The organism is Halomonas sp. AOP5-B2-8, from assembly GCF_052376475.1.
In the GTDB taxonomy this organism is placed as follows: Bacteria; Pseudomonadota; Gammaproteobacteria; order Pseudomonadales; family Halomonadaceae; genus Vreelandella; species Vreelandella casei.
Genome location: NZ_JBQSVS010000005.1, coordinates 164,791 through 177,008 on the forward strand (window position 1 = coordinate 164,791; position 12,218 = coordinate 177,008).

The window sequence follows — 12,218 nt, forward strand, 5'->3', positions numbered from 1 at the left end:
AGCCGAGCAAACCCTCTGCAATAATGAGAGCAGAACATGAGTACACTTTCGTCATCGATACTTACACCCAACACGATGTTTTCCAGTACTGACTCGTCACCTAGATTCTGGCGCGATGCTCGCATGCCTTATGTGGAACTACGTCATATTAGTGATGCGCGGCAAATTTGCTATGCCCCTCACAGCCATTCGCATTGGTCGCTCGGGGCCGTTACCGCAGGGCGTAGCACGTTTTGCTATCGTGACGCATCTTACCGGATTCAAGCGGGCGACATGGTTATGATGAACCCCCACTGGGTGCACGCCTGTAATCCTATTGAGAGCCAGCCATGGGCCTATTTGATGCTCTATATCGACGCCGAATGGTTGAGCCAGCTGCGTTATCAACTAGGTTTACTCGACGCGCCTGAATGGCAAGACATATCGACGGCCGTGGTGACTCAGCCAAATCTCTATGCAGAGTATTGCGATATGGCAGCATGCTTACTGGATGATCAGCGAGCTATTGACGATAAGCAAATGGTGCTGAGGGAGTGCCTATCTCTGATGATGCAGGCGCTTGCCCAAGACCCCCCTGTGATATTGCCTCAAGTGTCTTGTGAACTGGAAAAAATCGCTGCCTACTTGCGTGTAAATTGCGCCACTGATATTTCGCTTGAACGCTTATGCCAGCAGTCTGGCTACAGCGCTGGGCACCTGATTCGCACTTTTAAACAACATTTTGGATTGACTCCACATGCCTATTTGATAAATCAGCGTATTCAGATGGGACAACAGGCGCTTAAGCAAGGGCAGCCTATCGTCGAGGCCGCCCTTAATGCAGGATTTAATGATCAGCCACACTTTCAAAGAACGTTTAAGCGGCTAGTTGCGGCTACGCCGAATCAGTACCGCCATACATCCATCAATCAAGCTGCAGAAGCTAGTTAAATAACAGAAAAAGCGCGCTTGCGGCTAAGCTGCCCGCCAATATGCGGTTAATTGTTAGCAGAATGAACGGACGGTGAATATAGCGTTTGAGAAATGCACCGGCATATACCCAGCTGGCAAGCGATAGCCAGCAAATAGGTAGGTAGAGGGCAGCGAAGAGCCATAGTTGGTAAGGCTCGCTACCGCTGGTATAAGCGGCAATGCCTGCGGCAGATGCTAGCCATGCTTTGGGGTTGAGCCACTGCATCACGGCGCCCGCAATAAAGCCCGGAGCATTATCGGCGCTTCTTTCCTGCAAGCGGCCATCGTGCTGTAACAGTTGATAGCTGAGATAAAGTAAAAACAGCAAGCCTGCCCAACGTAAAAATGCTTCCAGCAGAGGCAGCACATTCAAAAGTGAATAAAGCCCTGCACCGATACATAAAAAAAGTGCAATAAACCCCAGCGTAGCGCCTGTCACAAAATTCAGCCCTTGAGCGATGGGGTAGTGCGTGCCGCTGCTCAGGCAAACGATATTCACCGGCCCTGGTGAAATAGAAGCAGCAAGTGCAAAGGCCGACATGGGTAACATTATAGGTAGCAGTAGTGACGTGCTCATTGTCATCCTCCTTAAGGCAAGCAAGGAGTTTGCAATGGCAGCCACGACTTCGTATTGAACAAAATTGAGGTGGCTTCTTAAACGGTGTTAGTGCCCAAACACCGACCAGCCGGTACGTTGCACAAACATCTCCAGCGCTTGGCTACCTAGCAGGCTATTGCCGAAGGAATCTAACCCCGGTGACCAAACCGCAATAGAGCCATGCCCTGGGGCGATAGCCAGTATCCCGCCGCCCACGCCGCTTTTACCGGGGAGCCCAACACGAAAAGCGAACTCGCCAGAGGCATCGTAGTGCCCGCACATCATCATTAGCGAGTTAATACGCCGTGCTCTTTGGGGGGCTACCACACGAATGCCGCTGGGCTTATTTATGCCATCTGATGCCAAAAATAGGCCAGCATGAGCGAGCTGTTCACAGCTCATGGCAATCGCACACTGGTGAAAGTAAGTACCTAGCACTTTATCAACATCGTGGCGCAGGTGGCCAAACGCTTTCATAAAGTGTGCCAGTGATGCGTTGCGGTCGCGGTGCGCCATCTCGGAAGCAGCCACTGCGTGGTCAAAGCAGATGCTGTCGTCATCGGCAATATAGCGCACGAAATTGAGAATTTCGGCCAATGTTTCTTTGGGTTCATGGCCCATCATGATGGCATCGACAACCGCGATCGCGCCGGCATTGATAAACGGATTACGCGGTTTACCGCTCTCGTGCTCAAGCTGGACAATCGAGTTGAAAGGGTCGCCTGACGGTTCGCGGCCGACTTTTTTCCATAGCGCATCGCCCATCTGCCCAAGGGCAATGGTCAGCGTAAATACTTTCGAGATACTCTGAATAGAGAACGGTGTGGTTGCGCAACCTGCCGAGTACACGTTGCCGTCTACGGTGGCGAGTGAGATGGCAAACTTCTTCGGGTCAACGTGGCCAAGCTCGGGAATATAGTCTGCTACTTTGCCACGCTCTTCTGCGTTCGCCATGGCTGTCGCAATATCATTGATCAAGTCTTGCATGGGCGTATTGTGTACCGTCATTTGAGGCGGGGCCACACCCTAGCGGAAAAGTGTGAGGATGTCTTTAGCCTCACTATAACGCTAATGACAGCTGCATCCGAGTGTAGGTACTGAGCAAGATTCGGGTCGGCAAACGCAGTCAGGTCGCTTAGGCTGCCAGCAGGGCACCACAACGAATAAACTGACCGCTAGAGAGACACAGATGAATGATTATGAGCGTATCGAAAAAGCCATGGCTTACATGGTGGCCCATGCAGCGGCGCAGCCTCATTTAGAGATGGTGGCTGATCACGTTCATTTAAGTGCCTTTCACTTTCAGCGCCTATTTAGTCATTACGTGGGGGTTAGCCCCAAGCGCTTTTTGCAGGCGCTGACGTTAGAACGCGGCAAGCAGCTGATTCAATCCTCATCTTCGCTACTGGATGTTGCCCATAGCCTGGGCTTGAGCGGCGGCTCACGGCTTTATGATCATTTCGTGCAGCTAGAAGCAGCGACTCCCGGTGAATATAAGCGCCAAGGTGAGGGCGTTGAGATTGCTTATGGCGTTCATGAAACGCCGTTTGGCCACATCTTTGTTGCCGTGACCCCCCGCGGTATCTGCCGAATGGGGTTTGTTGATGCCACCAGCGCAGAGTCGCTGTTGGCACGGCTTGCCAAGGAGTGGCCGCTTAGTACGTTGCAGCACAATACTGAGGCCACGCGTTACGCGGTAGAAGGGTTATTTGCTAAATCTAGGTTTTCTAAACCTAAACTTTCTAAACCTAAATTTTCTAAACCCCAAGAGGGCGCAGCCGCTTTGTCGCTGCACGTGACCGGTACCAATTTCCAAATGGCGGTATGGCGAGCGCTGTTGACCATTCCTGAAGGCCAGTTAGCCAGCTATTCCCACCTAGCCCAGGCGTTGGGCGCGCCTAAATCCTCCCGTGCGGTGGGTAACGCCGTGGGCGCTAATCCCATCGCGCTGTGGATTCCCTGCCACCGAGTGATTCAACAAAGCGGCGCACTAGGCGGCTACCGCTGGGGGGTGGAGAAAAAGCAGATGGTGCAAGCCTGGGAGCTAGCAATGAACGATACAGCGCGTGCTCCCATGGCCACGTCTTAATCAATGAGCCCGTTGGCATCATAAAATGGGAAAGGGCCCGGGTAGCACGCTATAAAACCTTGGTGAGTAATCATGCCATGCGCCGCTGACCACTGGTGCAGCAGGTAGCCGGGGGGCTCAAGCTGAAAGCGAGAAGGGCCGTCTGGAGTCAGGTCAAGGCTAACTTGGTGGGAAACACCCGGGCAGCTAATGGCTAAGGTATTTCCAAAGCGAGCCTGTATGCTCCGATGAAGGTGGCCGCAAAGCACGCGTTCTACTTGTGCATGTTTGCCAATGACGTTTTCTAACGCGCTCGCGTGCTTAAGCGGCTGTTGGTCCATATGATCAATGCCACTGACAAACGGATGGTGATGCACCATGACCAGGGTAGGTTTTTCGGGTTGCTCCGTTAGAATTTTATCAAGCCACTCTAAGCTGGCATTGCTTAACTCCCCGTACGGTTTTCCGGGTACCGATGAATCTAGCCCCACGAGGCGTACCGGGTAATCGTCAATGACCCAATGAAGAAAGTCGCGGTGCTGAAACAGATAGCGATGTTCTGGGAAGGCTGCGCGCAAGCTTTGGCGATCATCGTGATTGCCGGGAATCAAATACACCGGCAGCGTTAAGTCAGACAGAATGTGCTTAAACGTGGCGTACTCTTCTGGGTGGCCAAAATCGACCAAGTCACCGCTGATCAGTACCAAGTCGGGCCGAGGTATTAGCTGATTGAGCGTAGTAATCGCCTCGCGCAATGCATTGGCAGTATCGACTTGACGATAAGAGAGCTTACCGCCTGCCTTGATATGTGGATCACTAATTTGCGCGATAAGACATTGCTGAGAAGTGGAGCATTGCTCAACCCTAAAAGCTTGATCAGCCATTCGCCATTTCCTTGGTGTTAATCTTCGTAGTCGGCTTATCGGGATGAAATAGCACGTTACAAGGCAACGCTAGGCCGATCGCTGTGCCGTTTGGCCAACGCTGGCGCGAAGGTGCCTCTATTTGAAGCGGCACTGTTCCCCCGGTATCCACGAGCAGGCGCTGTGTCTGGCCTAAAAAAACGCTTTGTACCACCTGCCCCTTAATATCGGCTTGATTAAGCGGTACCACTTGAATATCTTCTGGTCGGCAGTAAATCTCTGTAGCCCCCAGTAAATGAGGCGCGGACAGCTCACCACCATGTACCGCTAATCGGCCATCCGGTTTTGTTGCAATGACGCTTAAACAGTTAACCGCGCCGATAAAGTCGGCCACAAAAGCATTGGCCGGCTGGTGATAGATTTCTTGCGGCGTGCCCAGCTGGGCGATGCGCCCTGTTTGCATCACCGCAATGCGATCACCTAACGCCATCGCTTCATCTTGATCGTGGGTAACGTATACCGCTGTGGTACCTAGCTCACGCAGTAATTGACCAATTTCAATGCGTAAGCGATCACGTAGTTTTGCATCCAATGCGGCCAAAGGCTCATCAAATAGCAGCACCTTGGGACGCACCGCAATGGCGCGGGCGAGTGCGACACGCTGTTTCTGGCCGCCGGATAACGCATCGATTCTTCGCTCGCCAAAGCCTTGTAAGTCGACCATGCGCATAGCTTCGTCGCGCCGTTGGGTGATCTCGAAACGCGATAGACGCTGTAATTTCAGGCCGTAAGCAATGTTGTCGGCAACGCTCATATTGGGAAATAGCGCATAGTTTTGAAAGACCATCCCGACGTCGCGCTTTTCAATGGGCAAAGTAGTGACATCACGCTGGCCAAACTGTACGTGTCCGCCTTTATCTGGGCTTTCAAGGCCGCTAATAATGCGCAGCGTGGTTGTTTTTCCGCAGCCAGAAGGCCCTAGCAGTACCAGCGTTTCACCCGCATTCACCTTTAGGTCAAGTGGCTGTAAGGCCATGTGGCCGCCAGCGAACGTGCGGCTACAGTGGGTTAGGGTAATACTGACAGATGAACTCATAGCGAACTCTCATATAAAGCAATCAGGTGTCTTTGAATGTGGAGCTGAATCTTAGAGGTCTTAACGGCGTGAGTCTTAACGGCGTGAGTCTTAACGGCATTGCTCGGTTAATCGCCCGGCCCATTGGATAGCCACCAGCAATGGCACCACCATCACCAAAAATATCAGCGTGTAGGCTGAGCCGATTTCCAGGCGCATAGACGCGTAGCTATCGGCTAAGCCAACCGGCAGCGTTTTAGTCAGCGGAGTGTGGAGCATCCAGGTAATGTTGAATTCGCCAATGGACAGTGTGATCACCATTAGCGCGCCTGCCAAAATGCCGCTCATACAGTTAGGGATGACTACTGAGAAAAAGCGTTGCCTGAAGCTTGCACCTAAGCTTGCGGCCGCCTCTTCAAGCTGGGAAAGCTTTGCCGTCTGCATCACGGAAAGTACTGCGCGCACCATAAAAGGCAGTGTGAAAAGGACATGACCAATCAGAATAAACAGCCAGCTGCCTCTAAATTCACGATAGCTACCATAGGCGAGCAGCAGCGCTAGGGCAGTCGCCAATCCGGGTACGGCAACGGGAAGTAGGAGCAATTCTTCAATCGCATTGGCCCACCGGCGCCGGCTACGTAGCAGGCCATAAGCAGCGGGCACGCCAATAAGGGTAGTGATCAGCAAACAGGCGAGCGCCAACTTAATAGACAGCCAAATCGTATCTGAATAAAGCTCCCAAACCTCATTTACCCAGCGCAGCGTCAAGCCGCTCTGTAAGCCAACAAAATAATTCTCGGTCAGCCCTGCTAGCACCGACATCGCTACAGGCACAATCATGAATAAACATACGATCAGCGTGAAGCTCAGCTGCAGTGTGAAACGTAGGCGCGATTTCATGCGGAAGCTCCTAGATTTCCGCCTGCTAATCGGCGGGCGATGCTTAACGCTATCCAGGTAATAGCGCCCAGCACCACGGAAAGGGCGGCCGCCATCGCGAAGTTGGCGTAGTTGGTGAATTCGCCGTAAATATTGAGGGGCAAAATGTTAAGCCGCGTCCCCAGCGTAAAAGCAGTACCAAAGGCGCCCATGCTGGTAGCAAAGCAGATCGCGCCGGTTGAGAGCAGCGCTGGCGCAATGCCTGGCACAATCACATCTTTTGTTACCTGCCAGGTATTGGCTCCTAACGAGCGGGCAGCCTCTTCAAGGCTTTGATCCAAGTTGTCACAAGCAGCCATCACCGTGGTAATGACGCGAGGAATGGAGAAGTAGAGATAGCCAATGAATAGCCCGGCTAATGAGTAGGCGAACACCCAACGTTCGCCGAAAAGCCATAGGCTTGACTGTGCCAGCGCCCCCTGGCGCCCTCCTAACATGATGACTAAAAAGCCGACCACGACGCCTGGAAAGGCAAGGGGGAAGGTCAAAATAGCGACCAGCACGGCCTTACCCCAAAAATGCTGACGGGCTAGAAAAAAGCGCACAAAGCCAGCAATAGCGACCGCCGTTAGTGAGACAACGAGTGAGATACCAACGGTTGTCACTATGCTGATTAAGTACTGGCGATGGGTGAGAATAGTCAGATAAGCGCTTACGCCGCTACTTCGGTCTGCTTCGGCGCCCATCAATATCAAGCGTGAAAAAGGCAGTAGCCAAAAAGCGCAGAACACAATGAGCGCAGGCATTAAGGCCAGTACGGCCACGAGGCTTTTATGCCGCACGGGGACTGTTAAAACGATCCATCGAGTTGAAAAAGAAGCAGCCCCCAAGGGCTGCTTGGATGCTGCTTTCATGGTTAACGAACCTCCGACAAATACCGCTCAGAGAAGCTGCGCTGAGCAGCCGCCATTGCAGAGTAGTCAACGGTTGCGGCGCGGGCGTAGTCGCTATCAGGCAGAAAAACCTCACGTGCTTTTGCTGAGATAGCGCTCTCACGCACCGGGCGTAGATACGCATCGGCCCAGACAGCCTGTCCCTGGTCAGAAAGCACGAAATCAAGCACTTGCTGACCATTTTCGGGGTTAGGGCCATCCTTCACTAGGCTCATGACATAAGGCACAACCACGCTGCCTTCTTGGGGAATGACAAACTCTACGTTGGCGCCGTCATTGTGGCGAGCGCGATAAGCGTTGAAGTCATAATCAAGCAGAATAGGAATCTCACCGGAAAGCACGCGTGCATAGCTAGTTTGCTTGGGCACAATGGGGGCGTTATCGGCCAGCTCATTGAAGTAGTTGATGGCGGGTGTGAAATCATTAAGGTCGCCACCCATCGCTAAGTTGACCGCCACAGCGCCCACGTAGCCTACAAAGGCGCTTGCAGGATCAAGATAGCCCACCATGCCACGGTATTCGGGTTTAAGCAGATCTTCCCAAGAGGTGGGCACTGACGCGCCATCTAGCGCATCAACGTTGACCATAAAACCGAGGGTGCCGGAATGAATGGCGAACCAGTTGCCCTCGGGATCTTTAAGCCCTTCAGGGATCTCTTCCCAGTGTTCGGGCTGGTAGGGCGTGACCACGCCCTCCGCCATGGCTTGGATACCAAAGGTGACGCCATAGTAGACAACATCGGCCACTGGACTACCTGCTTCGGCGACCAGCTGGGCTAAGGACTGGCCGGAGTTTTTATTGTCTTGCGGTACGTGAATGCCGGTTTCCTGTTCGATCAAGCGCAGCTGTGTGCCCCAGTCAGCCCATTCAGGTGGGCAGTTGTAGCAAATCGCGTTATCGCCAGGTTCAGCCATCGCTGCCGCTGATGTAGCGATAGCCGCGGTGGTCAGTAATGCTTGATAGATACGCTTCATATGCCTGCGCTTAAGGTTCATAACGTGCTCCTCTGAGTGGTGCCTGTGTTGGACTTGCGTGATGCCGGTATTCCGGTACTTTCGCCCTTACGCAATGCGTGGGGCAGGGGAGCCGTCGTGCAGCTTTCTCCCCGAATCATGGCTAATAAGGTGTGAACCGCCGTGCGTCCTATATCGGCACGCGGTTGTTCGATAGTGCATAGCGATGGATAGAGGTACTGACCTAAAGCGATGCCATCAAACCCCATCACCGAAAGGTCGTCGGGCACGGCAAAGCCTGCACGTTGCAGCTCTCCGATTAGGCTGATAGCAAGCAGATCATTGGTACAAATAACAGCGCTAAAAGATTGAAAACCTTGTAGCGCTGGCTTGAGGCTGGCGAGGTCGGCTTGGGTATGACGAGCCATTTCGACAAGCTGATGAGGCAAGAAACCGGCACTCTTCATTGCTTGGCAATAACCTTCGTAACGCTGTTGAGCACGGTCTGATTGCAGCAATGGGCCGGCGATCATGCCGATGCGCTCATGCCCCAGGGCGATTAAGTGGCGAGTAGCATCAGCACCAGCGGCAAGGTTATCGACGCCAATTGAGGCAAAGCCGCTAGTCCCAGGTGGGTTGTAGACCAGCAGGCAAGGAATGTTTTCCATACGCAGCTTATCCAGTACGTCACTGTTACTAGCATCGGCGACGGTGAGCACTAAGCCGTCTACGCGCTGGCGCAGCATCTCTTCAACAATGTTGCCTTCACGGCTGGGCGAGTACTCGCTGGTGGTAACGATTAAGGAGTACCCTGAGTCGCGGGCCGCCACTTCCATGGCTTGCAGCTGCTCAGCAAAGACGGGGTTGTCGAGGCTGGGCACCATCACGCCAATCATTTGTGTGGCTTGCGAGCGCAACTGCTGCGCGACTTTGTTGGGCCTGAATGCCAACTCTTGGGCTGCATTGAATATTTTTTCGCGGGTTGCGGGGCGCACTAAGTCGGGGCTTGAAAAGGCCCGCGCAGCGGTAGCGCGAGAAACCCCCGCTCGCTTTGCCACACTGAGTAAATCTGCCATGCCAACACCTTTCGCTTGCGTAATGAGATCGATCTCATTTGTTGGGTGTCAGCCTAACTAGCGCATGTGACGAACTGATGGCGGTAAAAAGTATTTTTGGCGTTATTCATGTGACAGCGTGGTTTTGTTGCACTGATAACGCGGTCTGTTTTATTTGGCTACGTTGCGAAGCGGTGCACCTCCCGCTAAAGTCTCGCGTTAGTTAACCTGGGCAAGGCTTTCTTATGGCCACACTAATGATTCAAGGCACGACCTCTGATGCCGGTAAAAGCACGGTGGTGGCTGCGCTATGTCGCGCTCTGGCTCGGCGTGGCATCTCGGTCGCGCCGTTTAAGCCTCAGAACATGGCACTTAACAGTGCCGTGACTGAAGATGGTGGTGAGATAGGTCGCTCTACAGCCCTACAGGCGCAGGCATGCTATTTGGCGCCGCACAGCGATATGAACCCCGTGCTGCTAAAGCCTGAAACAGACCGCGGCGCTCAGGTGATTTTGCGCGGCAAGGTGCATGGCCATATGGATGCATTGGATTACCACGCCTATAAGCGCACCGCGAAAGAGAGCGTGATGGCCGCTTGGCAGGCGCTGGAAAACCGCTTTGATGTGATTATTGCCGAGGGCGCCGGTAGCCCGGCAGAAATCAATTTACGCGAGGGTGATATCGCCAATATGGGCTTTGCCGAAGCGGCAAATTGCCCCGTACTGCTGGTGGGCGATATTGATCGTGGCGGCGTATTTGCTCAGTTAGTAGGCACGCTGGCGCTGCTTAGTGAGAGTGAGCAGATGCGCACAAAAGGCTTTATTATTAATCGATTCCGTGGCGATATCGCGTTATTAAATCCCGGCCTTGAGTGGTTGGAAAAACGCACACAAAAGCCGGTACTGGGAACACTCCCTTATCTTCAGGGGCTGGTGCTGGACTCCGAAGACAGCATTGGTGTCGTTCAAGCAGAAAAGCGCAGCGCTGTGATCAATATTATTGTCCCCGCGCTTCCACGCATCAGCAATCATACCGACTTTGATCCGCTGCGCTTACACCCCCAGGTTTCGCTGCGTTTTATTGGGCCTGATCAGCCAATTCCCGCTGCCGATGCGATCATTTTGCCCGGTAGTAAAAGCACTGCCAGCGATCTTGCGTGGTTAAAACGTCAAGGGTGGGATAAGGCGCTTCAGCGCCATCTTCGTTACGGTGGGGCAGTGTTGGGTATTTGCGGTGGCTTTCAAATGCTGGGCGAGTGGGTGGACGACCCTGATGGCTTGGAGGGGCAACCAGGAAAAGTGGCCGGGCTAGGGCTGTTGCCCCTCACAACGCAAATGGTAGCGGGCAAGCAGCTGCGCAACGTTAGTGGCTTGCTGTCAGATCAACCTGCCCTTGTCGAGGGGTATGAAATTCATAACGGCGTCAGCCAGGGCTTAGCGCTTAACTCGCCGCTTTTTCATATACAGGGTAAGCCTGAAGGGGCCGTTAGTGACGATGGCCAAATAATGGGCACTTACCTGCATGGGTTATTTGATCACCCCGATGCTTGCCAAGCGTTGCTAACAAAACTGGGCCTTACCCATGTTGAACCAAGTGATTATCAAGCTCACCGTGAGCATGAGCTTAATCGCTTGGCCGACATGCTAGAGGCGAGCATTGATATAGAGCAAGTTATTGCGCTGATTGATGCTGGCGTTTCGCCATCACGGTGATCTCAACACTGCACCCACCACAGATGTTTGCCGATTCAGTGCAAGTGCGGGCAGGATAGCGGCCGGGATCGAAGTGCTCGGCATACACACCGTCTAGTTCTTGAAGCGTGTGCAGGTCAGTGAGGTGGATATCTACGCGCACTACATCAGCAAAACTGCCGCCTTCCATTTCAAGCATGCGAGAGATGGCCCGCATCACTAGGCGTGTTTCTTCTTTTACGTCGCCCCGCGCCGCGTGGCCATTAGATAAATCTGCGACGGTTAGCCCTGAAAGGAACACATAGTGGTCGTCGATTACCATGTGGCTACCGGGAAAGCTCGGTGTGGGCAGTGTCGGATCGTTGGTATAGGTCGGCATGCTAATTCCTTCTAAGTTGCTGATCGCACATACATCCTCTACGACAGGGCAATAGTGCTAGTGTTCAGTATCAGTCATTATGAATAGAACAAGGGGAGGCATTATGCACTGTCAAAATAGCGGTGTTTACTCTAGGCTTGCGGCTTTTCTGTCGGCATTGGGGGATAAATGAAGGTCATACACGTTAAAGAAGAGGCCCAGCGCGATGCCTGTTTAGCGCGGCTATGCGCTGAAGTTTACGGCCAAGAAGCTGGTTTAACGCCGCTCGTCGTGTTTGCCGGCACTCGCGCCGTTTTATTTGCTCAGCAGGCCGCACGCTTATTTGCTGCCGTTGATGCAAAAGGAAAACCGCAGGCGCTGGCGCTGCTGGTATTAGATGAAGAGGGTGAGGGGATGACGGTTACCCACGCCTGCACGCTGGGCCAATTAGATGCCAAGCAGCGCTTGATTAGTGAACTTAGCTTAAAAGCGCCGCTGCGTGTTGAGGTAGATACTGGCGAACAAGAAGCGTTTTACCGCGAGAGTGGTATCAAGCGCTGGTTCGGCGGAGTGGATGGCAAACGTATTGGCTTGGGGGCGCGTCACCCGGCGCAAAATGTTCGCGAGTTGGCACCCACTTTAGGGTTCGACGAAGCGCTTATTTTGCGTCGTTTTAAACATGACCCAAAGGCTTTCGAGGCAGCCAAACAGGCGTTCTTGAGCGGCTTGAATGACTTTCCCGCGACGCTTTAATGACGACTCGTCACGTTGGGC

13 protein-coding genes are annotated in these 12,218 nt (G+C 53.3%); 4 read left to right on the top strand and 9 right to left on the bottom strand.

Features of this window, described 5'->3' with window-relative positions:
• The first annotated feature begins 36 nt into the window (after positions 1–36).
• Positions 37–930, top strand: a complete 894-nt coding sequence (locus tag ACT3RP_RS13390; protein WP_483393970.1) for an AraC family ligand binding domain-containing protein — start codon at positions 37–39, stop codon at positions 928–930.
• Here the strand turns inward: ACT3RP_RS13390 and ACT3RP_RS13395 are convergent.
• Both ACT3RP_RS13395 and ACT3RP_RS13400 read right to left on the bottom strand, forming a co-directional pair.
• Positions 923–1,528, bottom strand: coding sequence for a LysE family translocator (locus ACT3RP_RS13395; protein WP_483393971.1), 606 nt, complete (start codon positions 1,526–1,528; stop codon positions 923–925). The two genes, ACT3RP_RS13390 and ACT3RP_RS13395, sit on opposite strands and share 8 nt — an antisense overlap.
• An 87-nt stretch (positions 1,529–1,615) precedes the next feature.
• Positions 1,616–2,536: a glutaminase gene (locus tag ACT3RP_RS13400; RefSeq protein ID WP_096282341.1), complete on the bottom strand. Its 921-nt coding sequence runs from the start codon at positions 2,534–2,536 to the stop codon at positions 1,616–1,618.
• Between the two features lie 202 nt (positions 2,537–2,738).
• Between ACT3RP_RS13400 and ACT3RP_RS13405 the strand changes: the two genes are divergently transcribed.
• Positions 2,739–3,638, top strand: coding sequence for a bifunctional transcriptional activator/DNA repair enzyme AdaA (locus tag ACT3RP_RS13405; RefSeq protein WP_483393972.1), 900 nt, complete (start codon positions 2,739–2,741; stop codon positions 3,636–3,638).
• Here ACT3RP_RS13405 and ACT3RP_RS13410 read toward each other — a convergent pair.
• The 6 genes from ACT3RP_RS13410 to ACT3RP_RS13435 all read right to left on the bottom strand — a co-directional run bounded on the left by ACT3RP_RS13410 (position 3,635) and on the right by ACT3RP_RS13435 (position 9,416).
• The gene (locus ACT3RP_RS13410) at positions 3,635–4,501 is read right to left on the bottom strand and encodes a phosphodiesterase (protein WP_483393973.1); all 867 of its coding nucleotides are present in this window, start codon (positions 4,499–4,501) and stop codon (positions 3,635–3,637) included. The two genes, ACT3RP_RS13405 and ACT3RP_RS13410, sit on opposite strands and share 4 nt — an antisense overlap.
• A complete protein-coding gene (locus ACT3RP_RS13415; protein ID WP_441684818.1) occupies positions 4,494–5,576 on the bottom strand; it encodes an ABC transporter ATP-binding protein in 1,083 nt (360 codons plus the stop codon). Before ACT3RP_RS13415 ends, ACT3RP_RS13410 begins: the two co-directional genes overlap by 8 nt.
• Before the next feature lie 90 nt (positions 5,577–5,666).
• Entirely contained in the window at positions 5,667–6,455 is a 789-nt protein-coding gene (locus ACT3RP_RS13420) for an ABC transporter permease (protein WP_483393974.1), read from the bottom strand.
• The gene (locus ACT3RP_RS13425; protein WP_483393975.1) at positions 6,452–7,348 is read right to left on the bottom strand and encodes an ABC transporter permease; all 897 of its coding nucleotides are present in this window, start codon (positions 7,346–7,348) and stop codon (positions 6,452–6,454) included. Before ACT3RP_RS13425 ends, ACT3RP_RS13420 begins: the two co-directional genes overlap by 4 nt.
• A gap of 2 nt (positions 7,349–7,350) precedes the next feature.
• Positions 7,351–8,382, bottom strand: coding sequence for an ABC transporter substrate-binding protein (locus tag ACT3RP_RS13430; RefSeq protein WP_441684815.1), 1,032 nt, complete (start codon positions 8,380–8,382; stop codon positions 7,351–7,353).
• Complete coding sequence (locus tag ACT3RP_RS13435; RefSeq protein ID WP_441684813.1) at positions 8,379–9,416, bottom strand: LacI family DNA-binding transcriptional regulator; 1,038 nt, start codon at positions 9,414–9,416, stop codon at positions 8,379–8,381. Before ACT3RP_RS13435 ends, ACT3RP_RS13430 begins: the two co-directional genes overlap by 4 nt.
• A gap of 224 nt (positions 9,417–9,640) precedes the next feature.
• Between ACT3RP_RS13435 and ACT3RP_RS13440 the strand changes: the two genes are divergently transcribed.
• Positions 9,641–11,107 carry a cobyric acid synthase gene (locus tag ACT3RP_RS13440; RefSeq protein ID WP_096279534.1) on the top strand — a complete coding sequence of 489 codons (1,467 nt, stop codon included), beginning with the start codon at positions 9,641–9,643 and terminating at the stop codon, positions 11,105–11,107.
• On the opposite strand, the gene ACT3RP_RS13445 is transcribed toward ACT3RP_RS13440, so the two are convergent.
• Positions 11,067–11,465, bottom strand: a complete 399-nt coding sequence (locus tag ACT3RP_RS13445; protein WP_483393976.1) for a RidA family protein — start codon at positions 11,463–11,465, stop codon at positions 11,067–11,069. The two genes, ACT3RP_RS13440 and ACT3RP_RS13445, sit on opposite strands and share 41 nt — an antisense overlap.
• A 168-nt stretch (positions 11,466–11,633) precedes the next feature.
• On the opposite strand from ACT3RP_RS13445, the gene ACT3RP_RS13450 reads away from it, so the two are divergent.
• A complete protein-coding gene (locus tag ACT3RP_RS13450) occupies positions 11,634–12,197 on the top strand; it encodes a hypothetical protein (RefSeq protein ID WP_483393977.1) in 564 nt (187 codons plus the stop codon).
• Positions 12,198–12,218: the final 21 nt, after the last annotated feature.

Coding starts and splice junctions, on each gene's coding strand:
- ACT3RP_RS13435 (WP_441684813.1), bottom strand. CDS start 9,416: ATGGCAGATTTACTCAGTGTGGCAAAGCGAGCGGGGGTTTCTCGCGCT.
- ACT3RP_RS13425 (WP_483393975.1), bottom strand. CDS start 7,348: ATGAAAGCAGCATCCAAGCAGCCCTTGGGGGCTGCTTCTTTTTCAACT.
- ACT3RP_RS13430 (WP_441684815.1), bottom strand. CDS start 8,382: ATGAACCTTAAGCGCAGGCATATGAAGCGTATCTATCAAGCATTACTG.
- ACT3RP_RS13420 (WP_483393974.1), bottom strand. CDS start 6,455: ATGAAATCGCGCCTACGTTTCACACTGCAGCTGAGCTTCACGCTGATC.
- ACT3RP_RS13395 (WP_483393971.1), bottom strand. CDS start 1,528: ATGAGCACGTCACTACTGCTACCTATAATGTTACCCATGTCGGCCTTT.
- ACT3RP_RS13390 (WP_483393970.1), top strand. CDS start 37: ATGAGTACACTTTCGTCATCGATACTTACACCCAACACGATGTTTTCC.
- ACT3RP_RS13410 (WP_483393973.1), bottom strand. CDS start 4,501: ATGGCTGATCAAGCTTTTAGGGTTGAGCAATGCTCCACTTCTCAGCAA.
- ACT3RP_RS13440 (WP_096279534.1), top strand. CDS start 9,641: ATGGCCACACTAATGATTCAAGGCACGACCTCTGATGCCGGTAAAAGC.
- ACT3RP_RS13445 (WP_483393976.1), bottom strand. CDS start 11,465: ATGCCGACCTATACCAACGATCCGACACTGCCCACACCGAGCTTTCCC.
- ACT3RP_RS13400 (WP_096282341.1), bottom strand. CDS start 2,536: ATGCAAGACTTGATCAATGATATTGCGACAGCCATGGCGAACGCAGAA.
- ACT3RP_RS13405 (WP_483393972.1), top strand. CDS start 2,739: ATGAATGATTATGAGCGTATCGAAAAAGCCATGGCTTACATGGTGGCC.
- ACT3RP_RS13415 (WP_441684818.1), bottom strand. CDS start 5,576: ATGAGTTCATCTGTCAGTATTACCCTAACCCACTGTAGCCGCACGTTC.
- ACT3RP_RS13450 (WP_483393977.1), top strand. CDS start 11,634: ATGAAGGTCATACACGTTAAAGAAGAGGCCCAGCGCGATGCCTGTTTA.